Raw genomic sequence first — 20387 nt, forward strand, 5'->3', positions numbered from 1 at the left:
TAGTTCTCCTACGGCCTGCACAACGCTACCCTAAGCCATTCGTCCATCGCCGAAGAGGGCTGCCGTTGCCAATTTTTACCCTTTGATCTAAGTTGAAGTTCAATGGTGCCGGAGGCATAACGGCTGAATCGCAGTTCCAGGGCGTTCAAGTCACCTTTGTCCCAGTCTTTAATGTGCTGGTATAGGCAATGGCATTCGTGCCGCTCGTTGCTTAGGGCATGGGCGACGTCACGGAACGCAAGCAGGGAGATGAGCACATGCCACTGCTGATCTAAAACAGTCGTATTGTCCTTGAAAGGATTAAAGGCATCGATTTCTGCAACCGAATCTTTGTCGAAGTAAAAGCGGTAATGCCCTTGGCTGTCGGTGCGGTGTTTAAGCGCAAGGTAGAAAACAGCATCTTCCGGTGATGCTTTTATACCATTGTTTTTAAGCCATTCATTCCACCTGCCTTCTTTCAGGGCAGATTTCATCTCCATAAGCCTGTCTTCATTAAGGCAATTTAGGCTGCGTACGGTTTGACCAAGCACATTGGCCTGGTCATCTACTGTCCTATTGGAATCATTTTTGTAGGGATTGTTGCACCAACCAATAAAGTCTTTGACGCCTATCGGCTCGACAGAGGGCCTGTCGACACGGTTGAAAAAGTCCTGGATTTCGTTCAAATCGGCGAGCTTGGCTTCGCTCATAGCTGGATTCCTTTCTCATTAGGAAACATGTCTCATTATAGGCATGCCTGCGGTCGCAGCGGCTAGGGGTGCCAGTGCTAGTGAGGGTTCCAGAGAAGGAAGCGCCGCACCCTCGGGGCAGCAAAGAATCAAGGTCTAATACTTTTCCGGAGAAGTGAACGAGCTAAATCGGACCGCCGAAGCATCGACACTTTGAGTGTGTCGTTTCCTGCGGTTTCGGTGCTGAAATCCTGCGATTTTGCGGCCGAAAAATGCGGATGTTTCAGGGGTCCAAAAACAGCCGTTCACTTCTCGGGAAAAGTATTAGACCTCGATAGCGGGGGATGGGGTGCCGGTGCAAAACGGCGTCAAGGGTTGGTCGAGCAGGCGGTTTCTTTATTGATGTCCGCACGACATGTGACACTTACCCTGTCGCCCTGCTCTGCCGCGGCGGCATGTACCTGAACAACGACCCTCTAAGGAGCTCGATAGTAATGAGTGACAACACCAAGCATCTCGCAAAGAAGTACGTCAAGGACGCGGGGCCGTGCCTCGTGCTGTGCCTTGCCGGCGCAGCGGTCGCGCTGCTGGCTGTTCTGGGGCCGTTCGACGTGCTCCGAAGTGCCGTCTCTCTACACATTTGCATGGCCCTTGCCGGCGCCATGATGACCGGCAGCGCGCTCGATCTGGTTTTTTGGGTGCTTGACCCGTTTGGATGGAAGAACGAGGGGTAAGCCCTAAGGGATGGAAGTGCTGGAACGGTTGGCTTAGTGATCGTGCAGAATGCGGGCTAGCGACTTACAGGGAAGTGGTGATCCGATGACGGTCTATGTGACGGGCGATATTCACGGCGGCCTCGACATGCAAAAGCTGCGCGACTGGGATTTTGGGGATAGTTTGACGAGCGACGACTATCTCATCATTGCGGGCGACTTTGGCTTTCCGTGGGATTTCTCTGCCGAGGAATGCGCCGACATCGCTTGGCTGGAGTCGCGCCCCTATACCGTGCTGTTCATCGACGGCAACCACGAGCGTTTCGATCACTGGGCGGAGCGACCCATGGAGTTGTGGCACGGTGGGCTGACGCAGCGCCTGTCGGATACCTCTCCCGTACGGCGCCTGACGCGCGGCGAGGTTTTTGAACTCGATGGCTCAACGATCTTTACCATGGGCGGTGCCACGAGTGTTGACAAGGAATACTGCATACCGTATTCCAGCTGGTGGCCTCAGGAGCTGCCGGACGAGCGCAACTTTGAGGAGGCACGGACAAAGCTCGGCAGCGTGGGCTGGAAGGTCGACTACGTAATCACCCACACTGCTCCACGCGCATGCTTTCGTCCACGTTCTATCCGGCGTCCGGCTGGAATTACCCCGCCGTTGATCGGCTTACGGCATTTTTCGATGAGCTGGAAGATCGCTTGGACTACAAGCGCTGGTATTACGGGCATTTCCATCGGGATGCCAACCCGGCCGAGCGCCATACCGTGCTCTACGACTGCATCGTTCGCCTGGGCGACGAACTCCAGCCCTGGGATGTTGCGTAGGGGTGGGAATAGCGAGAACTTCATACGATACCTTGGGTAGTTACCCTACATTTCAGTAGTAATCTTTATTTGTAGGGTAACTTAGGGCATGCTGGGAGCTGGAGGAGATGTCGCCCGACGATCTAAAGTTTCAGCGCCATTCGGTTGGTGCCCGGTAGGGTGGCGAAGCCAAAATGTTCATAGAATGCTGCCGCCTCATCATCTACTGGATCGACAACTAAAGCTCGCGCTCCTGCTAGGGCAGAAATTTTCAAGGCGTTCTCGATGGCATCTTTGAGCAGTGAAGCTCCAAGACCAAGCCCCTTGAACTTCTCATCGACCCCCATCATTCCAAGCAGCACTGTGGGGACTTGGGAGGGGGAGTTTCGCACGAACCATCCTCCATCAACATTTTCGCGAGCCACGGAGTGCGTGCACAACGTATAAAACCCAGCGACTGCGCCGTCGCAATACGATGCGTATATAACTGCTGATCCTCTTCTTCGCGCCGAGGCTGATCTGTTTTTAGCCCATCCGTCTACAAGAGTATTTCCGCAGTGGAAAGCCTCGATGCCTTGGCCAACGGGGAGTTGAACGGGCTTGGTAAATGTGCTCATTCCCAAACCGCTTTACGGTCAAGCAGCGCTTTTGCGGCTTGGGGCATGGGGGAATCGAGCATTTCGCAAAATGCATCGAAACCATCAGGAGAAAGATAGGTTGTTGATGCCTCGGCGATATCACGTGCGGAGCTCTCGTCAAGGTGGGCTGTGGCCCATTGGGTGAGAGTTTGCCCGCGCAAGGCCGCGGCGCGCTCGTAAGTAAGGCGTTGACGTTCGGTCAACCTTAGATCCATACGGCGTTGTTTCTCAATCGTTGGCATGGCAAAAACCTCCTTTGCACAATTGTACGGAATTATTCCGTACATAACAAGACGCAGAATTATGTCCTCGTTGAAGGGGGGCGAGGGGGCGGGGCGTATTTGACTACTCGACCGTTACAGTAATGTTCTCCCGGTGCGCTCGGATAACATCCCAGCTAAAGTGCTCGGCCAGCTGCTCGGCAGAGCGCGGTGTGGTGTCCGGCGCGATGCCCGTTTGCCCGGCGAGCCATCCCAGCAGTGCCTCGGGTATGCCAAAGCGGGCGCGTAGTTCGCCTAGGTCCAGATCGCGGTCGCGCTTGGAAAGGCGGCGACCGTCCGGCGACATGAGCAGCGGAATGTGCGCGTAGTGCGGCGTGGGAAGACCCAACAGATGCTGCAGGTAAATCTGGCGGGGCGTGGAGCCCAGCAGATCGCATCCGCGCACGACCTCGGTGACGCCCATGGCGGCGTCGTCGACCACTACGGCTAGCTGATAGGCAAATACGCCGTCGCTGCGGCGCACCAAAAAGTCGCCGCACTCGGTGGCGAGCGCCTCGCATTGGGCGCCGTACGTGCGGTCCACGAATTCAATCACGTCTTCCGCGAGGTCATCTACGGTGGGCACGCGCAGGCGTGTGGCCGGGGCGCGCAGAGCACTGCGGCGTGCAACTTCTTCGGCAGAAAGAGCGCGGCAGGCGCCGCGGTAGATGGGCGTGCCGTCGCTGGCGTGCGGCGCGCTTGCGGCGTGGAGCTCGGCGCGCGTGCAAAAGCAGGGATAGGTGAGGCCGGCGTCTTGCAGCTGGCGTAAAGCGGCTTCGTACAGGTCTAGGCGATCGTGCTGATAGTAGGGGCCTTCGTCCCACTCGAGCCCCAGCCAGGCCAAGTCGTCAATTAGCTGAGCGGCAAGCTCGGGGCGCTTGCAGCGATCGTCGAGGTCCTCGATGCGCAACACGATGCTGCCGCCCTGGCTGCGGGCCGAAAGCCACGCGCACAAGCAACTGAACACGTTGCCCAGGTGCATGCGGCCCGAGGGCGACGGGGCAAAGCGGCCCACGACGGGGGTGGGCACTGCCGTTGCCGGTGCGTCCGCGGCGGGTGTTGCTATGTTGCGTGCGATGATATCCATGCGGACGAGTATAGCGCGGGGCGCGGTGGGGGAGACGTTGCCGTGGCCTGCAAGTTGCCGAGGCCGCGCGTTGCGCGTGTCGAACCACCGGCTCGACAGCTCGATCGCCGCCCGCCAGCCCAACCTCTCAAACGACAGAAACCCCGGCAGCTCTTCGCAACTGCCGGGGTTTCCGCGGAAAAGGGGGACATGATCCTCGAGCGAACGGGAAAGGGGCAACCGTTTTCGCTCAACTGCTTTATGCCCCTCGGTTGGCGGCTCAATCAGCGCGTGCCGCGCCCACACAAAGCCGCTACACCTGTGACGGTGCTGTGAAGTGGTATCTATTGCTGGCGCGGGCCATGCCAAGGGTGTCCCTAATGACTAGTCATTTAAGAACGTCCCCAACGACTAACTGCCGGGGTGCGGGCGTGACTTTTGTCCCGTTTTGACACTCCGCTGACCTAGATGTTCGTCACATGAACCCGCAAACGTGGGACAATGACGCTACTGGTATCACAGACAAAGGATGTGCCTATGAACGCCCCCGTTGCCAAGACCTGCCGGCAGCGCCACCTGTTTGCGCGATTCGCTTCCGTCTGCGCACTCGTCGCGCTTGCGTTGTTGCTACTGCCTGCCGCCGCGCACGCCGACGGCTACTCCATGACCCAAACCTATATCGGTGCCACGGTTGAAGCCGATGGATCGCTGACCGTTGTCGAGGGACGCCAGTTTGATTTCGACGACGATATCAACGGCGTGTATTGGGATATCAATACGGGCACCAACCAGCAGGGCGGCACGGCGGGCGTCGATGTGCTGAGCGTCGAGGAAGACGATGCCGCGTTTAGCAGGGTCGACTATGCAAACAAAGGCGACAGCGGCGTCTATACGGTTGAGCAGTCCGACGGCAGCGTAAGGATCAAGGTTTTCAGCCCCCACGAGAGCGACGACAGCGCGATCTATTACGTGAGCTACACCATGACCGGTGCGGTTATGAACTGGGCCGATACCGCCGAGCTCTACTGGAAGTTCGTGGGTGACGGCTGGTCTGCGAATTCCGACGACGTCGAGATGGAAGTTTACTTCGCGGACGGTGCCATCGGAACGCCAGCGAGCAAGGGCGACAACTTCCGTGCGTGGGGCCACGGCCCACTGACGGGCGACGTATCGATCGATGCGGACGAACCCATGGTCACCTACGCCATTCCGTGCGTGCACGAGGGCGAATTTGCCGAGGCGCGCATCGCCTTCCCCAGCGACTGGGTGCCAGGACTTTCCGCCTCGAGCGAGGAGCGCATGCCGACAATCCTGAGCGAGGAGAAGACATGGGCCGAGGAGGCCAACGCCCGCCGCGCCCGCGCCCGCATGATCGCAAATACGCTTGCCGCGGTAAGTGTTGTCGCGGCGGTGACCTTTACCGGCGTAATCGTCGTGCTCAAGCTGCGCCGTCGCAAGCCAAAGCCGCTTTTCCAAGATGAATACTTCCGCGACGTGCCCTCGGCCGACCATCCCGCGGTGCTTGCAGCTCTTATGAGCTGGAACGACGTGCCCGATCAGGCATATATCGCCACGCTGATGAAGCTGACCGACGACCGCGTGATCAAGCTAGAAGAAGCGACCGAGACCAAGAAGAAGGGTCTGCTCCGTCGCGAAAAAGAGGAGCGGACGTATCGCATCACAGTGACCGACGAGGCCTGGAAGGCTGCCAAGAAGGACGGCATCGATCGCGACGTGCTCAAGGTCTTCTTCGCTGGCGTTAAGCCCGATAAAGACGGCGTCCGTTCGCGCACGTTTAGCGAGCTGGAGGAGTATGCCAGCGAGCGTACTGAATCTGTTGGCGACAAGCTCGAGGACTATCAGAGCACGGTTAAGGGCAAGCTGGAGGAGCGCGAGTTTATCGCATCGGATGGCACTATCGCGATGGTGGCCGGCCTGGTTCTCGGCATCATCATTGTCTTTGGCATTTTGGGTTCTCTGTTCTATACCGACTTTGCGGACGCCAACGTCGGTGCCGCTATGATCTCGATCCCCGTCACGATTGTAGGTTTTGTCCTGAGCTGCACCTTCCGCCGTTACACGCCGGAGGGCGCCGAGGTGGCGGCTCGCTGCAAGGCGCTCAAGCATTGGCTCGAGGACTTTACGCGCCTGAAGGAGGCCATCCCCAGCGACCTGATCTTGTGGAACAAACTGCTGGTGATGGGCGTGGCGCTGGGCGTTTCGAAAGAAGTGCTGCGACAGCTGGCCGAGGCAGTGCCTGCGGACCTGCGCAATAGCGACGATTTCTACGACAACTACCCCTGCTACTGGTGGTATTACCATCACTACGGCAACGAGTCTCCGCTCGATTCGTTCAACGATGTGTATCACGAGACCATCCGCGAGCTGGCTTCGAGTTCCGACAGCTCGAGCGGCGGCGGAGGCGGTGGCTTCTCGGGCGGCGGAGGCGGCGGTGCCGGCGGAGGCGGCGGCGGAACGTTCTAGCGGTCCTAAATTACGGGATGGGCTTTTCTCGACAGCCGTCGGGGGAAGCCCGTCCCTTTCTTATGTGCCGAGATGGGACGTTCTTGAATGACTAGGTGTGGCTGCCGGGTTTAGGCGGTTAGGTCCAGCTCGTAGAGGAAGCTTTCGCGCGGCATGTCGTGGCGGCGCTCTTCGCGGTTGGCGCGGTGCGTTGCCGTGCGCTTAAAGCCGTGCAGCTCGTAGAACTTCCACGAGCAGTTGGAGTCGGTGTACAGGTGCGCCCTCGTCGCTCCGCGCGAGGACAGGTGCGAGACCGCAGCATCGAGCAACACCGAGCCGACGCCCAAGCCATGGACATCGCGATCCACGGCAAGCAGCGTGACCTCGTTGTCGTGTGGCAGGGGGCTGCTTTCGAGCAGACGGTTGTTGGTGCGGATGGTTGCGCGCACAAACGAGAGATACTCGGCGCAGGCATCGGGCTCCAGCTCGCGCATCTGCGATAGCAGCGCGCGCTCGGTATCCATCCAATGTTCCTTGACGGTGGCGCCGGAGCTTTGCCCCGCACGCGCGAGCGCGATGCCGCGCGCCTGACCGTCGATGACGGCAACCTGCGAAAACGTCGACGACGAAAGGCAATAGGCGAGGTCGCACGCGGCCTCGAGGCGGTTGTACTCATCGTTATCCGAATTGTTATGCCAAAGCTGCTGCAGAATCAGCGCGATGGCGTCGAAGTCTTCGGTGTCAAACGGTCGGTAGAGAACCCGCGAGACCATGGTGCCTCTTTCTTTTGCGGATGCATATCGAGCACAGTTCTACCACGCCATTGGCATCTAATTATGGTGCCCCTGTGTTCCATGAACTCACCGTGCCCGGCGCTGCGCCCACATCCTCCACTCGCAAGCTTTTTCTGCACATGCGACCGTTGCGGGGTGCATCGACGCGCTCGATGCGCTACATTAAATCAGTATTTTCAATGCCGCTGCGCGAGCGCTGCAGATCGACGTATCACCGACTCACAGAGCACGGCGGCGTACCAGACAGGAGGACTGCATGGGATCTGATGTGAAGATCGCACGCGCGTTGATCTCGGTTACCGATAAGACGGGCGTCGTCGATTTCGCACGGACGCTGGTCGATGACTTTGGCGTCGAGATCATCTCTACGGGCGGTACGGCTCGTGCTATCGAGGATGCGGGCGTTCCCGTAACCCCCATCGAGGAGTTCACGGGTTATCCCGAGATGATGGACGGCCGCGTTAAGACCCTGCACCCCAAGGTTCACGGCGCGTTGCTGGCCCGCCGCGATTCCGAGCAGCACATGCAGGAGGCAGCTCAGCACGGCATTAAGCTGATCGACCTGGTCGTCGTCAACCTGTACGAGTTCGAGAAGACCGTCGCCAACCCCGAGGTCACCTTTGCGGACGCCATCGAGCACATCGACATCGGCGGTCCCTCCATGCTGCGCTCCGCCGCCAAGAACGCCGCGAGCGTTACCGTCATCTCCGATCCGGCCGACTACGACGCCGTCCTGGCCGAGATGCGCGAGACCGGCGGTTGCACCACGCTTTCCACCCGTCGTCGTCTGCAGGTGAAGGTCTACCAGACCACCGCCGCCTACGACACGGCTATCTCTCGTTGGCTTGCCGCCCAGGCAGGCGACGTGGCGGACACTTCTGCCAGGCTCGAGGTTTCGCTCGAGAAGGTCGACGACCTGCGCTATGGCGAGAACCCGCAGCAAAAGGCCACGGTCTATCGCTTTGCCGAGGGCTGCGAGAACACCGCGAGCTCGCAGTTCCCGCTCGTTGGCTCCGAGCAGATTCAGGGCAAGCCGCTCAGCTACAACAACTATCTGGACGCCGACGCCGCTTGGAACCTGGTCCGCGAGTTCGACGAGCCTGCCTGTGTGATCCTCAAGCACCAGAACCCCTGCGGTTCCGCCGTTGCCGAGGACATCACGGCTGCCTACGACCGCGCTTTTGCCTGCGATCCCAAGAGCGCCTTTGGCGGCATCATCGCTTGCAACCGCGAGGTTCCCTTTGAGTTGGTTGAGCACTTTGCCGATCAGAACAAGCAGTTCGTTGAGGTCATCATCGCCCCGAGTTACACCGCCGAGGCGCTCGAGCGCATGGCCAAGCGCCCCAACCTGCGCGTGCTGGCTACCGGCGGCGTGGACCACGGCGCCAAGGTGGAGCTGCGCTCCATCGACGGCGGCATGCTGGTGCAGGAGGTCGACCACGTGACCGAGGACCCCGCGACCTTTACGTTCCCCACCGACCGCAAGCCCACCGACGCCGAGATGGCCGAGCTCGAGTTTGCCTGGAAGGTCTGCAAGGGCGTTAAGTCCAACGCCATTCTGGTCTCCAAGGGCAAGGCCGGCATTGGCATGGGCCCGGGTCAGCCCAACCGCGTTGACTCCGCGCTGCTTGCCTGCGAGCGCGCCGAGGACTTCTGCGAGCGCGAGGGCGTGGAGAAGGGCGGCTTTGCCTGCGCAAGCGATGCGTTCTTCCCGTTCCGCGACAACGTCGACGTGCTTGCCGCTCACGGCGTGACCTGCATCATCCAGCCCGGCGGCTCCAAGCGCGACGACGAGAGTATCCAGGCCTGCAACGAGCATGGCATTGCGATGGTGTTCACAGGGGCCAGGCATTTTAGGCACTAGGGCTTTCCCAAGCACCCGACCTTGCCCCTCAAACCGTCGCTTGCGTACATTTAGTACGCGGCGCTCCTCTTTCGGGGCAATCTCGGGCACTTGGAAAACCCTTAATGGGATGCTGTTCTATCCCATTAAGCTGATCGGTCGCTTGGCCATATCGTCAAAATAATCTCTGCAAAAGACGGCCGCTCCGTTTGGAGGGCCGTCTTTTTGGTATAAGAGGACGGAATGACTAACACGAAAGGGATGACCATGCCCCAGATTGATGATGCCGAGCTGTTTGGCAATGCCGAGGACCAGCGCGCGTACGAGGACTTTTGCGCCAATCAGGAGGCGGTTGAGAAGTTTACGCTCGACGAGCCCGCGCTCGTGTGCCGTTGGCGCATGTCCAACAAAAAGGTACCCATGCTCAACCGTCACATCCGTGCGCTGTCCGAGCGCTTGGTGCAGGGCGAGCCGCTTACCCATAACATGCTCAGCTGGGCCAAGCAGCACGTTGAGTGGTCGCTTGCCGAGGGCGATTACACCGCGCACGACGGCGTGCTCATGCTAGTGATCGACGTCAACGGCAATGCCGCCATGACGGTGGGCGAGTACGAGCCGCTGGCCGATACTTCGGCCAAGGCGCTGCGTGCCCGCTCTGCCGAGGCCCGCTCCGAGGCCGACGAAACCGGCGTGGCGCCCGAGTTGCTCGCTTCCGTCAACGACGGAGAGCTGGCCTTTGTGGCGCCGGCGGACGAGTGCCTGTGCGGTACGGCGACGCTCATCGAGCAGCTGGCCCAGACCAAGGGCATCTCGGTCACGCGCGTAGACATTCCCGCGCAGCTCAAGGGTGCTTTGTTTCTGGTGAGCGACGAGCACGGCGTGGTTCCCGCTGCCGATGCCGACGCTGCCGAGGCGGACGCTGCTATGGTCACCTTCTTCGCCGCCGGTTACGAAAAGCTCCGCGCCCGCCGCTAAATGATTTTTCTGGCGCGGGGATTTTATAATCATTTGATCCCCGCACCCGTTGCGAGCGAGGGCGAGTCGAACCTTTCGTTCGCGAACAGTTCTGTCACCTTGTTGCCGCGCGAGGCGCGTGCCGGCGACTTCGCGGCAATAATGGCTGTAAGACAACTAAGAGGGGAGCGTAATCCATGGCGCTGATCTATATCGTTGAGGACGACGAGCCCATTCGTCGCGAGCTCGCCGACATCCTTGCCCGTGCTGGTTTTGAGGTCGAGTCCTGCGAATCGTTTGAGCACGTCTCGCGCGATATTCTCGCTGCCGCGCCCGACCTGGTGCTGCTCGACCTCACGCTTCCTGTCAAAGACGGCCAGCACATCTGCCACGAAGTCCGCCGCGAATCCGAGGTCCCCATCATCGTCCTTACGTCGCGCACGACCGAAATCGACGAGGTCATGGCCATGACACTCGGCGCGGACGACTTTATTTCCAAGCCCTATAGCGCGCGCGTGCTCGTGGCGCGTATCAACGCGCTGCTGCGCCGCACCACGTCGGCAGGCGAGCGCAGCACCATGGTCCACAAGGGGTTGGAGCTCGACCTTGCCCGCTCCACGGTCACCAATACGGCAACCGGTGACAGTACCGAGCTCACCAAAAACGAACTGCGCATTCTCTCGCTGCTCTTGGGTCGCGTGGGCAAGATTGTCTCGCGCTCGGCCATCATGCAGGACCTGTGGGATTCCGATGCCTTTGTGGACGACAACACGCTCACCGTCAATATCAATCGCTTGCGTGCGACGCTCGACAAGATCGGCGTCAAGGGGTACCTCACCACGCACCGCGGCCAAGGCTATTCGGTTTAGGGTCCGGCCATGTCGTTTGGCAAGTTCTTTAAAGACGCGTTGCTGCCCGTTGCCGTGTGGACGTGCGGCGTGCTACTGAGCTGCTTTGTGCTGACGGTGGCCGGCGCCCCCGCATCCATCGTGATCGTGGCGGTTGGCGTGTCCTTTATCTTTGGCGTACTGGGTATCGTGATCGAATATGCGCGCCGTCGCCGCTTTCTGCACCAGCTGGAGCGTGCGGCCGAGGAGCTGGAGAGCCCCGCGTGGGTGCAGGAGATGGTGCAATGCCCAACCTATGCCGAGGGCGAGCTCGAGTACGAGGTTCTGCGCCGGGTGGGCAAAGCCGCTTGCGATGAGGTTGCCGAAGGCCGGCGTCAGACCGATGACTATCGCGACTATATCGAGAGCTGGGTCCACGAGGCCAAGCTGCCCCTGGCGGCAGCCCATCTGATTTTGGAAAACTTGGACGGCAGCGAAGACGACCTGTCGCGCGTGGATGACCTGGGCCGCGAGCTGGATCGCGTGGAACGCTATATCGACCAGGCGCTGTACTATGCGCGCTCGGAAGTCGTGGAGCGCGATTACCTGATTCGCCGCTGGGATCTTAAGACCTTGGTGGCGGGTGCGATTAAGGCCAACGCGCGCGAGCTCATTGCGGCGCACGTGGCTCCGGTGTGCGAGAACCTCGATTTCGAGGTCTTTACCGACGAGAAGTGGCTCGAGTTTATCCTGGGCCAGCTCATTCAGAACAGCATTAAATATGCGTGCGAGGACGGCGCGAAGATCGTGTTTTCGGGCGCGTTGCTGGACGAGGGCTTGGCAAGCGAGCGCATTGAGCTTGCCGTCGCCGATAACGGCTGCGGCGTGTGTGCGGCAGACCTGCCACGCGTGTTCGAGAAGGGCTTTACCGGCGACAATGGCCGCACCACCAAGCGTGCAACGGGCATCGGCCTCTACCTGGTGGCGCGCCTGTGCTCCAAGATGGGCATCGACGTCACCGCAGCGTCCGACCCCGGCGAAGGTTTTGTCGTAACGTTTGCCTTCTCGACGAACAAGTTCCAATACTTTGAGTAGCCGGCCCGTATGGCGCGGCCGATCGGAATCTTCCCGTCTGGGAACAAACCGGGGGCTTTTAACAACTATATTCCTGAACGGGAACATTGCTAATGAAGTCGATACTATATTCTCGTACATGAACATAGCTTAGTAGTTTTATACTGTGTTCACGAATAGGAATATAGCTAGGAGCATCATGAGAACAGTGACAACGATTAAAAAGCTGGATGGGCGCATCAAGCTCAAGCCGTCAGAAGCTGCTTTCTCGGAGCGCATGGTTTTCGATCCGGCCGAGATGGGGAAGGCCCTCAGGCTCAGAAGGCGTGAGCTTGGCTTAACTCAACGTGACGTCGCGACTATGACGGGTCGCAGCCTTCGTGTGATCGGTGATATCGAGCGGGGGCGGACAACGGTCGAAATTGGCGTCATTTTCGACTACGCCTCCATCGTGGATATCGATTTTATTCTGAAGGTGAGGGGAAAATAATGGATGGCGCACTGTTCGTTCATCGTGAGTTTAATGGTTCCTACCAGCTGGTTGGCGTATTAGAGGAAAACGCCGGGCTTCCGATATTCGCCTATGACCCCAAGTATCTCGAGAGTGCTGATGCGGCCCCGATTTCGGCCTCGCTGCCTTTGTCGGCCGAGGCGTTCAGCCCGGACGTAACGGGCTCCTTTTTCTCTGGCATCATTCCAGAGGGGCAGCTTAATAGGGACCTCGAGAAAAGGGCGCGAGCGGAACGCGGAGATTACTTTAAGGTGCTCGATTTGGTCCGCGATGAACCCGTCGGCGCTCTTGTTTTGACGCGAGAGCCTTCGGCCGAGGGTCTCGAAATGGGCTATGAAGAGATAGATGGGGAGCGGCTAAGCAGGCTGGCATACGCACCGGCGGAGGTTGCTTTTGACTTAGCGCTAGAGAGTCGAATCTCCCTTGCGGGTGCTCAGGCGAAGGTTGGCCTTTACCATACGGGCGATGACCCGTGCGGCGGATGGTACCTGCCTCATGGAGCGGCTCCATCTACGCACATCCTCAAGGCGGGGTCGAAAACGTTTCCGGGCGAGACGGTGTGTGAAGCAATGTGCGTTAGAGCCGCATCTCTGATGGACCTATCGGCCGAAGAATGCTTTCTAATCCGGGTTGAGGACGCCGAGCCGATTATCGCTGTGAAGCGATTTGATCGAGTAACGTCGGATGACGGACGCTCGGTTGATGGATTGCCAATTCCATATCGTTTGCACCAGGAAGATGTTTGTCAGGCCAAGGGTATCTCGCGTGAGCTTAAATATGAGCCGACGGGCGTCAATTATCTGGGACTTATCGTCGATGCGCTGCGAAGGGTGTCGACTAATCAAATGGAGGATAGGTTCCTTATCGGCTATAACCAGCTGTTCGATTATGCCGTAGGTAACTGCGATAACCATCTTAAGAACTGGTCGCTCGTGTGGGACGAAAGTTGGAAACAAGTGAGGTTGGCGCCGCTCTATGACGTGCTGTGCACAACGGTTTACCCCAGCCTTGTTCGCGAGATGGGCGTCTCGTTTGGTGGGAGCCGGAAGATCGACGATGTAACGCGCGGATCGGTGATGAACCAAATGATCGAGGCGGGTTTGCCCGCGGGAATCGTTGCCGGGATGATAGCCGACACCTGCAATGAGGTTCCAGACGCACTAAGAGACGCCGCGCGCGGTCTCAAAGAAGATGGTTTTCCCGAGGCGGAGGTAATGTTCGAGAAGATCATTCCAGAAGTACAAGCCCGTCTAAGCAGGATCGCCTCATAACAAAACGCGCCGCCCCGATCGGGGCGGCGCGCCATCTTTCTTATCAGCCAGCTCGCTGAAGTAAGGCTGCGAAGGCCCCGCGGCCGGTGGGAGCAACGCTACTTCACGACCAGGATATCGCAGTCGGTGTTGCGCAGCAGGAACGTCGAAATCGAGCCCAGTAGCGCATACTTGATCGAGGACAGGCCGCGGGCGCCGCAGAGCACCAGGTCGGGCTTGACCACGTCGAGCATCTCGTCTTTGAGCGTCTCGCGAATACGGCCGGCGCGAATCATGACCTCGACCTCGGGAATATCAGGATTGGCCTTGGCCTCTTCGAGCTGCTTGGCGATGGAGTTGTTAAATGCCTCCTCCAGACCGTTGACCAGATCGACCGGATAGGAACCGGCGCTCTCGAGCGCCGTGGAATCGATAACGTGGCCGATAATCAGCTTAGCGCCGTTGTTCGCGGCGACCTTGATGGCGCGTGCGAGCACAAAATCCTGCTGCTCAGTACCGTCGAGTGAAACAAATACCTTGGTGTAGCCCTCGTTCATGGTTTCCTCCTTGGTCTATCGCACGGGCGCGGGGCTCGTGCGTCGGGCGGGCGCGGATGCGTGGCCGCCGGACACTTTATCTTGTTGCAGTTATACCCAAGGATTTGGGTTTGACCGCTCGCAATTCTGTGAACGGGCGAGTTTTTTGGTAAGGGTAGGCGCAGACGCGCTCGAACGGTTGATAATGGGACATCGCCTGCACCGTCCGCAGAATAATATCGGCGGGTGTCTAACGAGGGGGTTCCTTTGGATATCATCGAGCTTCTAAAATCTGCCTTCATGGGCCTGGTCGAGGGCATTACCGAATGGCTGCCCGTTTCGTCGACCGGTCACATGATCTTGGTGGACGAGTTCGTCAAGATGAACGTGAGCGAGACGTTCTGGAATATGTTCCTGGTCGTGATCCAGCTTGGCGCCATTTTGGCCGTCTGCGTCCTGTTCTTCTACGACCTTAACCCGTTTTCTCCCAGCAAGGGCAAGGAGGGCCGTCGCGACACCTGGGTGCTGTGGGGCAAGATTGTGCTCGGCTGCATTCCCGCCGCGGCAATCGGTCTGCCGCTCAACGACTGGATGGAGGAGCATTTCTACAATGCTCCCGTCGTGGCACTGGCGCTCATCGTATACGGCGTGCTGTTTATCGTGATCGAGAACTGGCGCGCGAACAAGCGCGAGCAGGCTGCTCTTGCCGGTTCGTTTGGTTCTCGTGCCGTGACGTCGGGTGGGCGTCCCGCTGGCGCACACTTTGCCGCACCCGCTGCGACTGCCGCTGCAGACGACGATGACGATAACCTGGACTTTGGTTCCATCGCTACGCTCGAGGACCTGAGCTGGAAGACCGCACTGGGCATCGGTTGCTTCCAGGTGCTCTCGCTGGTGCCGGGTACGTCGCGCTCTGGCTCCACCATCATCGGTGGCCTGCTTTTGGGCTGCACGCGTTCGGTGGCGTCCAAGTTTACGTTCTTCCTGGCCATCCCTGTCATGTTTGGCGCGAGTGCGCTCAAGCTGGTCAAGTACTTTATTAAGGGCGGTACGTTCGGTGCCAACGAGGTCGCTATCTTGGGCGTGGGCTGCGTTGTGGCCTTTGTGGTTTCGCTCATCGCCATCAAGTGGCTCATGGGCTTCGTTCGCCGTCACGACTTTAAGTGCTTCGGTGTTTACCGCATCATCCTGGGCATCGTAGTGCTCGCATATTTCTTCGTTCTGGAGCCGATGCTCGGCCTCTAACTTAGTCGACGCTGCGCGGCGGTCAGGGCGACAACTTGTCATTCAAAGGGGGTGGCATGACCAAAAGGTCTATGCCGCCCCCTTTTCATGCCAATTTGTTCGCCCTGACCGTCGCTCGCTGTTGCTGCCATGACATCGGCGGTTTCGTGATTGTCAGTAGATTGGTGCAAAGTAACCTGACCCCATTGCACCAAATCCGTTGGGGCGAGCCTGACGGCGGCGCACGGAGTCGTGGTGTGATTTGCGTCGGTGTCCGTGCGGCTCGGTATACTGGTACGGCTCAAACTATGGCGCTGCCCGCAGGCGCGCCGTCCGTCAGATGAGGAGTCGCCCATGACCCAGCCCTTGCCCTGGGAAAAGAACACCGCGGTACCCGTGCCGCCCGCGCCGGAACCCGTGCCACTCGATGCATACGCCGCCCCCGCCGCGCCGGAACCCGAACTTGTCCCGCTCGACATCTACGACGCCCCCGCGCCGGCTCCTGCGCCCGCAAAGCCGCTTGTCGACATCGACAGCCTTAATCCCGCCCAGCGCGAGGCGGTGCTCACCACCGAGGGTCCGTTGCTGGTACTTGCCGGCGCCGGCTCGGGCAAGACTCGCGTCCTGACCTTCCGTATCGCACATATGCTCGGCGACCTGGGCGTTAAGCCTTGGCAGGTTCTTGCCATCACGTTTACCAACAAGGCCGCGGCCGAGATGCGCGAGCGTCTGGCAGCGCTCATCCCCAGTGGCACCCGCGGCATGTGGGTGTGCACCTTCCACGCCATGTGCGTGCGCATGCTGCGCGAGGACGCCGACCTGCTGGGCTACACCGGTCAGTTCACCATCTACGATGATGACGACTCAAAGCGCATGGTGCGCGACATTATGCAGGCGCTCAGCATTGAGCAAAAGCAGTTCCCCATCAACATGATCCGCAGCAAGATCAGCTCGGCTAAAAACGCCATGATCGGGCCCGAGGACATGCTCAAATCCGCCGACAGCCCCAATGACAAAAAGGCCGCGCAGGTCTACCTGGAGCTGGAGCGCCGCCTGCGCGCCGCCAATGCGATGGACTTCGACGACCTGCTCGTGCGCACGCTCGAGCTGCTGCGCACCCGCCCCGAGGTGCTCGATAAGTACCAGGAGCGCTTCCGCTACATTAGCGTCGACGAGTATCAGGACACCAACCACGTCCAGTACGAGATCGCCAACCTGCTGGCAGCCAAGTACCAAAACCTCATGGTCGTGGGCGATGACGACCAGTCCATTTACAGCTGGCGCGGCGCCGACATCACCAACATCCTGGACTTTGAGCAGGATTTTAAAAACTGCAAGACCGTCAAGCTGGAGCAAAACTACCGCTCCACGGGGCATATCCTGAGCGCCGCCAACGCCGTGGTGCGCCACAACTCGCAGCGCAAGGACAAGCGCCTGTTTACGGCCGAGGGCGATGGCGAGAAGATCCAAGCCTTCCAGGCGAGCGATGAGCGCGACGAGGGCCGCTGGATTGCCGGCGAGATCGAGAAGCTGCATGCCAAGGGTACGAGCTACGACGATATCGCCGTGTTCTACCGCACCAACGCCCAGTCGCGTATTCTCGAAGATATGTTCCTGCGTGCGGGCGTGCCCTACAAGATCGTGGGCGGCACGCGATTCTTCGACCGTGCCGAGATCCGCGATGTCATGGCCTACCTCAAGATGATCGTGAACCCGGCCGACGAGATGAGCGTCAAGCGCGTCATCAACACGCCGCGTCGCGGCATCGGCTCCACTTCGATCCAAAAGATTGAGCAGCTGGCGCGTGACAACCGTTGCTCGTTCTTCCAGGCCTGCGAGATTGCGACAGCCGAGACGGGCATGTTTAGCGCCAAGGTGCGCAATGGCCTGTCGAGCTTTGTGGCGCTGGTGCGCGAGGGCCGTCGCATGGACGGCGAGCTCAAGGACGTCGTCGAGATGATCGTCGATAAGACGGGCCTGCTGCGGGCTTTTCGCGCCGAGGGCACCATGGAATCCGAGAGCCGTGCCGAGAACATCCAGGAATTCCTGGGCGTCGCCGCCGAATTTGAGGAGACGCACGAGGATATCGAGGGCACGCTCGAGAGCTTGGAGGAGTTGCGCGCTGCCGGCGTTGCCGACGTGCCTGCCGGCGCCGAGCCCGAGCCCGTCGTGGTGAGTGCGCCCGCGCCCGAGCCGGGACCCTCCGCCCCGGCATCTTCGTTTGAAGTGCCCATCGGCGCACGTGACGCCGCGGGCACCAATCCGCTCGATAGCCTGGCCGCTCCGGCACTCTCGCCGCAGGACGCCCTGGCCGCCGCCATCGCGGGCAACGCATATGCCGCGCCGACGGAGTTGCCGGCGGGTGCCGTGCATGCCGATGAGATTGAGCGCACCTATGGCCCGCTTACCTGCAAGGCGCTGCCGGCGCTCATGGAGTGGCTGGCCCTACGTTCCGACTTGGATTCCCTGGCCGGCGAGACGCATGCCATCACCATGATGACCATCCACTCCGCAAAGGGCCTGGAGTTCCCGGCGGTGTTCGTGGCCGGCATGGAGGAGGGTATCTTCCCGCATGTGCACGACTTTGGCGGCAGCGATGATCCGGGCAAGCTCGAGGAGGAGCGTCGCCTGGCCTACGTCGCCATCACGCGTGCCCGTAAGCGCCTGTTCTTGACCTATGCGGCCACGCGCCGTACGTACGGCTCAACTTCTGCCAACCCGCGCTCGCGCTTCCTCAACGAGATTCCGTTTGAGGATATCGAGTTCAGCGGTATCGGTTCTGCCGGTTTTGAGGGCACGGGCTGGGAGAAGCGCGGCGACCGTCGCGGCACCTTTGGCTCGGGCATGGGCTCGGATATGTACGGCGGCAAGGTGTTTGGCTCGCATACGCGCTCGACCGGCGGTTCCGCCTCGCGTGGCGGATCGAGCTTCGACGATTTCTTTGGCGGCAGCAGTTATGGGACCGAGCGTCATCGCGGGGTCTCGCCCGACGCCGGCCGTGTCGCCTCGACCTTTGGCTCGGGTGCATCGCGAGCCAAAAAGCCGTCGTCCAAGGTGTCGCCGACGGTGGAGCGCAAGGTCGATCGCGCGAGCGCGTCGCAGGACTTTGCCGCGGGCGATACCGTGAGCCACAAGACCTTTGGCACGGGTACCGTGATCTCGGTCGCCGGAGACATGATCGAGGTTCAATTCGAAAAGACCGGCCAGACCAAAAAGCTAATGAAGGGCTTTGCACCTATAGTGAAACTGACCTAGGCGGCTTTCCCAGGCACGGCACCTCGGCCTTCAATCGTCGGGCATGACCTCAAGGTCTATGCCCTCCTCTTTCAGGCCGATCTGCCGCACCTGGAAAACCCGTACATCCGGCTGGCGGGCACGCCGGGGGCTTTGGTCGCCTGCTCGGGCAGTCCTGCGCAAGACGGAGAGCACATTAAGTGCTCTCCTTTGCGTGCGGAACTCGCGACCGATGTTGCCCTATACGCCCACCCAGGTCCTCAGGTAACGTTGCTTGCGAACAACGCTCTGCTCGTTCGCTTTTTGGTCTGGAGAGCCGGGTGGGCTGATAAATGGATATGAGTAGGGGCTCCCCCGTTGATGGACGGGAGAGCCCCTTGTTGCTTTTAGGTTGTTGCTGCTGTCCAGAGGTTCGCCGGGATGGGCGCGGGGTTTGGTCGATCGCGAGTTCCGCACGAGCCGGAGAGCACTTAATGTGCTCTCCGTGCGAGCAGGACTGCCCGAGCAGGCGATCAAACCCCGCGCCCATCCCGGCGAGCACTTGGGGACCGGTGGCTTACAGGTGCGAGATGATCAGTTCCATTTTGCCTTCGAGGTCGATGGAGGTGACGGTGCTGGGGGCTAGCAGATGGCTTCCCTTGTGGACGGGGTCGCCGCAGACGGTGCCTTCGCCGTCGATGACCGACAGGCACATGAAGGGCCAGCGCTGCTCCAAGGTCTTGCTGCCGTTGACGCGCACGCGATCGACGGTGTAGCAGGGGTTGGACTCGAGCTCGGTCACGCCGTCGATCTCGGGTGCGGTCACGGTGCCGTCGGTCGGAGCCTGGACATCAAAATCGATGCAGTCGAGGCTCTGCTCAATGTGCAGAGGGCGAAGCTTGCCGTCGGTGCCGGGGCGGTCGTAGTCGTACAGGCGATAGGTCACATCGCTCGACTGCTGCGTCTCCAAAATGAGCGTGCCGGTTTTGATGGCGTGCACGGTACCGGAGTCAATCTGGAAAAAGTCGCCCTTGCGGATCGGCAGCATGTTGAGCATGTCGTCCCAGCGGCCGTCCTTGATCATCTGTGCGGCCTCGGCGCGATCCTTGGCGCGCTGCCCGACGATAATCGTGGCGCCGGGCTCGCAGTCCAGGACATACCAACACTCGGTCTTGCCCAGGCTGCCGTTCTCGTGCTCGGCGGCGTACTCGTCGTTGGGATGAATCTGGATCGAAAGATCGTCCTTGGCGTCCAGAATTTTAATGAGCAGCGGGAACTCCTTGCCCTCGCAGTCGCCAAAGAGCTCACGGTGCTCGGCCCACAGCCACGACAGCGTGTGTCCGGCATACGGGCCCTCCGCAATCTGGCAGTCGCCGTTGGGGTGGGCCGAGATGGCCCAGCACTCACCGATGGGACCCTCGGGAATGTCGTAACCAAATACGGTTTCGAGCTGGCGGCCGCCCCAGATCTTCTCGTGGAAGATCGGCGTGAGTTTAATCAAATCGGACATGTGCATACTCCCATAAGGTTGTGCGGGTGCCGC

Annotated in this window: 18 protein-coding genes; 11 read left to right on the plus strand and 7 right to left on the minus strand. The window is 60.1% G+C overall.

The features are described from left to right. Positions 1 to 8: 8 nt before the first annotated feature. Positions 9 to 689 (minus strand): hypothetical protein, encoded by a 681-nt coding sequence (locus DW029_RS05220; RefSeq protein ID WP_118273020.1) that lies wholly within the window; start codon positions 687 to 689, stop codon positions 9 to 11. Between the two features lie 473 nt (positions 690 to 1162). On the opposite strand from DW029_RS05220, the gene DW029_RS05225 reads away from it, so the two are divergent. Together DW029_RS05225 and DW029_RS05230 are read left to right on the plus strand one after the other, a co-directional pair. Continuing rightward, positions 1163 to 1402 carry a hypothetical protein gene (locus tag DW029_RS05225; RefSeq protein WP_117735535.1) on the plus strand — a complete coding sequence of 80 codons (240 nt, stop codon included), beginning with the start codon at positions 1163 to 1165 and terminating at the stop codon, positions 1400 to 1402. An 85-nt stretch (positions 1403 to 1487) separates the two neighbouring features. Then, positions 1488 to 2252, plus strand: a complete 765-nt coding sequence (locus DW029_RS05230) for a metallophosphoesterase (RefSeq protein ID WP_233543810.1) — start codon at positions 1488 to 1490, stop codon at positions 2250 to 2252. Between the two features lie 82 nt (positions 2253 to 2334). Here DW029_RS05230 and DW029_RS05235 read toward each other — a convergent pair whose 3' ends face one another. The 3 genes from DW029_RS05235 to gluQRS all read right to left on the minus strand — a co-directional run bounded on the left by DW029_RS05235 (position 2335) and on the right by gluQRS (position 4176). Next, positions 2335 to 2808: a GNAT family N-acetyltransferase gene (locus tag DW029_RS05235; RefSeq protein ID WP_082435587.1), complete on the minus strand. Its 474-nt coding sequence runs from the start codon at positions 2806 to 2808 to the stop codon at positions 2335 to 2337. Beyond that, the gene (locus tag DW029_RS05240; RefSeq protein ID WP_158550249.1) at positions 2805 to 3071 is read right to left on the minus strand and encodes a DUF1778 domain-containing protein; all 267 of its coding nucleotides are present in this window, start codon (positions 3069 to 3071) and stop codon (positions 2805 to 2807) included. Before DW029_RS05240 ends, DW029_RS05235 begins: the two co-directional genes overlap by 4 nt. A 103-nt stretch (positions 3072 to 3174) precedes the next feature. After that, on the minus strand, positions 3175 to 4176 hold the full coding sequence (gene gluQRS / locus DW029_RS05245; RefSeq protein ID WP_118273019.1) for a tRNA glutamyl-Q(34) synthetase GluQRS: 1002 nt from the start codon (positions 4174 to 4176) through the stop codon (positions 3175 to 3177). Positions 4177 to 4692: 516 nt separating this feature from the next. Between gluQRS and DW029_RS05250 the strand changes: the two genes are divergently transcribed. Beyond that, on the plus strand, positions 4693 to 6639 hold the full coding sequence (locus DW029_RS05250) for a DUF2207 domain-containing protein (protein WP_158570845.1): 1947 nt from the start codon (positions 4693 to 4695) through the stop codon (positions 6637 to 6639). Between the two features lie 110 nt (positions 6640 to 6749). On the opposite strand, the gene DW029_RS05255 is transcribed toward DW029_RS05250, so the two are convergent. Then, positions 6750 to 7391: a GNAT family N-acetyltransferase gene (locus DW029_RS05255; protein ID WP_117794142.1), complete on the minus strand. Its 642-nt coding sequence runs from the start codon at positions 7389 to 7391 to the stop codon at positions 6750 to 6752. 277 nt (positions 7392 to 7668) lie between these two features. Between DW029_RS05255 and purH the strand changes: the two genes are divergently transcribed. The 6 genes from purH to DW029_RS05285 all read left to right on the plus strand — a co-directional run bounded on the left by purH (position 7669) and on the right by DW029_RS05285 (position 13892). Further along, the gene (gene purH, locus DW029_RS05260; RefSeq protein ID WP_118273017.1) at positions 7669 to 9276 is read left to right on the plus strand and encodes a bifunctional phosphoribosylaminoimidazolecarboxamide formyltransferase/IMP cyclohydrolase; all 1608 of its coding nucleotides are present in this window, start codon (positions 7669 to 7671) and stop codon (positions 9274 to 9276) included. A 222-nt stretch (positions 9277 to 9498) separates the two neighbouring features. Continuing rightward, on the plus strand, positions 9499 to 10230 hold the full coding sequence (locus DW029_RS05265; protein ID WP_199570169.1) for a hypothetical protein: 732 nt from the start codon (positions 9499 to 9501) through the stop codon (positions 10228 to 10230). Between the two features lie 176 nt (positions 10231 to 10406). Next, the gene (locus DW029_RS05270) at positions 10407 to 11078 is read left to right on the plus strand and encodes a response regulator transcription factor (protein ID WP_055251273.1); all 672 of its coding nucleotides are present in this window, start codon (positions 10407 to 10409) and stop codon (positions 11076 to 11078) included. 9 nt (positions 11079 to 11087) lie between these two features. Next, complete coding sequence (locus DW029_RS05275) at positions 11088 to 12131, plus strand: sensor histidine kinase (RefSeq protein WP_117735527.1); 1044 nt, start codon at positions 11088 to 11090, stop codon at positions 12129 to 12131. A gap of 178 nt (positions 12132 to 12309) precedes the next feature. After that, positions 12310 to 12600, plus strand: a complete 291-nt coding sequence (locus tag DW029_RS05280; RefSeq protein WP_082435520.1) for a helix-turn-helix domain-containing protein — start codon at positions 12310 to 12312, stop codon at positions 12598 to 12600. After that, complete coding sequence (locus DW029_RS05285) at positions 12600 to 13892, plus strand: HipA domain-containing protein (protein ID WP_118345482.1); 1293 nt, start codon at positions 12600 to 12602, stop codon at positions 13890 to 13892. Before DW029_RS05280 ends, DW029_RS05285 begins: the two co-directional genes overlap by 1 nt. A gap of 98 nt (positions 13893 to 13990) precedes the next feature. Here the strand turns inward: DW029_RS05285 and DW029_RS05290 are convergent, their stop codons facing one another. Further along, a complete protein-coding gene (locus tag DW029_RS05290; protein WP_055251269.1) occupies positions 13991 to 14428 on the minus strand; it encodes a universal stress protein in 438 nt (145 codons plus the stop codon). A 246-nt stretch (positions 14429 to 14674) separates the two neighbouring features. Here DW029_RS05290 and DW029_RS05295 point away from each other — a divergent pair, with 246 nt between their 5' ends. Beyond that, the gene (locus DW029_RS05295; RefSeq protein WP_055251267.1) at positions 14675 to 15652 is read left to right on the plus strand and encodes an undecaprenyl-diphosphate phosphatase; all 978 of its coding nucleotides are present in this window, start codon (positions 14675 to 14677) and stop codon (positions 15650 to 15652) included. Between the two features lie 333 nt (positions 15653 to 15985). Beyond that, positions 15986 to 18886 carry an ATP-dependent helicase gene (locus DW029_RS05300; RefSeq protein ID WP_118345483.1) on the plus strand — a complete coding sequence of 967 codons (2901 nt, stop codon included), beginning with the start codon at positions 15986 to 15988 and terminating at the stop codon, positions 18884 to 18886. A 535-nt stretch (positions 18887 to 19421) separates the two neighbouring features. On the opposite strand, the gene DW029_RS05305 is transcribed toward DW029_RS05300, so the two are convergent. Further along, positions 19422 to 20354 carry a type I phosphomannose isomerase catalytic subunit gene (locus DW029_RS05305; RefSeq protein ID WP_370220167.1) on the minus strand — a complete coding sequence of 311 codons (933 nt, stop codon included), beginning with the start codon at positions 20352 to 20354 and terminating at the stop codon, positions 19422 to 19424. Positions 20355 to 20387: the final 33 nt, after the last annotated feature.

The sequence above is a fragment of the Collinsella sp. AF38-3AC genome (genome assembly GCF_003474365.1).
GTDB lineage: Bacteria > Actinomycetota > Coriobacteriia > Coriobacteriales > Coriobacteriaceae > Collinsella.

What these genes read in the sequence shown, in the direction of transcription:
- DW029_RS05220 (WP_118273020.1), bottom strand. Translation starts at nt 689, where the DNA reads ATGAGCGAAGCCAAGCTCGCCGATTTGAACGAAATCCAGGACTTTTTC.
- DW029_RS05225 (WP_117735535.1), top strand. Translation starts at nt 1,163, where the DNA reads ATGAGTGACAACACCAAGCATCTCGCAAAGAAGTACGTCAAGGACGCG.
- DW029_RS05230 (WP_233543810.1), top strand. Translation starts at nt 1,488, where the DNA reads ATGACGGTCTATGTGACGGGCGATATTCACGGCGGCCTCGACATGCAA.
- DW029_RS05235 (WP_082435587.1), bottom strand. Translation starts at nt 2,808, where the DNA reads ATGAGCACATTTACCAAGCCCGTTCAACTCCCCGTTGGCCAAGGCATC.
- DW029_RS05240 (WP_158550249.1), bottom strand. Translation starts at nt 3,071, where the DNA reads ATGCCAACGATTGAGAAACAACGCCGTATGGATCTAAGGTTGACCGAA.
- gluQRS (WP_118273019.1), bottom strand. Translation starts at nt 4,176, where the DNA reads ATGGATATCATCGCACGCAACATAGCAACACCCGCCGCGGACGCACCG.
- DW029_RS05250 (WP_158570845.1), top strand. Translation starts at nt 4,693, where the DNA reads ATGAACGCCCCCGTTGCCAAGACCTGCCGGCAGCGCCACCTGTTTGCG.
- DW029_RS05255 (WP_117794142.1), bottom strand. Translation starts at nt 7,391, where the DNA reads ATGGTCTCGCGGGTTCTCTACCGACCGTTTGACACCGAAGACTTCGAC.
- purH (WP_118273017.1), top strand. Translation starts at nt 7,669, where the DNA reads ATGGGATCTGATGTGAAGATCGCACGCGCGTTGATCTCGGTTACCGAT.
- DW029_RS05265 (WP_199570169.1), top strand. Translation starts at nt 9,499, where the DNA reads ATGACTAACACGAAAGGGATGACCATGCCCCAGATTGATGATGCCGAG.
- DW029_RS05270 (WP_055251273.1), top strand. Translation starts at nt 10,407, where the DNA reads ATGGCGCTGATCTATATCGTTGAGGACGACGAGCCCATTCGTCGCGAG.
- DW029_RS05275 (WP_117735527.1), top strand. Translation starts at nt 11,088, where the DNA reads ATGTCGTTTGGCAAGTTCTTTAAAGACGCGTTGCTGCCCGTTGCCGTG.
- DW029_RS05280 (WP_082435520.1), top strand. Translation starts at nt 12,310, where the DNA reads ATGAGAACAGTGACAACGATTAAAAAGCTGGATGGGCGCATCAAGCTC.
- DW029_RS05285 (WP_118345482.1), top strand. Translation starts at nt 12,600, where the DNA reads ATGGATGGCGCACTGTTCGTTCATCGTGAGTTTAATGGTTCCTACCAG.
- DW029_RS05290 (WP_055251269.1), bottom strand. Translation starts at nt 14,428, where the DNA reads ATGAACGAGGGCTACACCAAGGTATTTGTTTCACTCGACGGTACTGAG.
- DW029_RS05300 (WP_118345483.1), top strand. Translation starts at nt 15,986, where the DNA reads ATGACCCAGCCCTTGCCCTGGGAAAAGAACACCGCGGTACCCGTGCCG.
- DW029_RS05305 (WP_370220167.1), bottom strand. Translation starts at nt 20,354, where the DNA reads ATGTCCGATTTGATTAAACTCACGCCGATCTTCCACGAGAAGATCTGG.